Origin of the sequence: Paenibacillus aceti, assembly GCF_003614185.1 — a bacterium.
GTDB lineage: Bacteria > Bacillota > Bacilli > Paenibacillales > Paenibacillaceae > Fontibacillus > Fontibacillus aceti.
Genome location: NZ_KZ987724.1, coordinates 4,415,470 through 4,415,732, shown reverse-complemented (window position 1 = coordinate 4,415,732; position 263 = coordinate 4,415,470). Strand labels below are relative to the sequence as shown.

Below are 263 nucleotides of genomic sequence, written 5' to 3'. Positions count from 1 at the left end.
TCCATATATATGCCAGCTTCAGGCTTGTCCTGAAACTTGCAAAAGTGGCTCGGGACGGAATCGAACCGCCGACACGAGGATTTTCAGTCCTCTGCTCTACCGACTGAGCTACCGAGCCATATGTATTTTGGTCAAAAAAATAAAGCGGTTAAGTCTTGATAACTTTCCCACTTCGGTGTGGAAACATACGTTGTAATAAATGGCGGAGCCGACGGGATTCGAACCCGCGATCTCCTGCGTGACAGGCAGGCATGTTAGGCCTC

The 263-nt window shown here is 49.4% G+C and carries 1 tRNA gene; it reads right to left on the bottom strand.

Annotated features, from left to right (window positions below):
* Positions 1 to 45 precede the first annotated feature (45 nt).
* Positions 46 to 118, bottom strand: a tRNA-Phe gene (locus BFJ94_RS19880).
* Positions 119 to 263 lie beyond the last annotated feature (145 nt).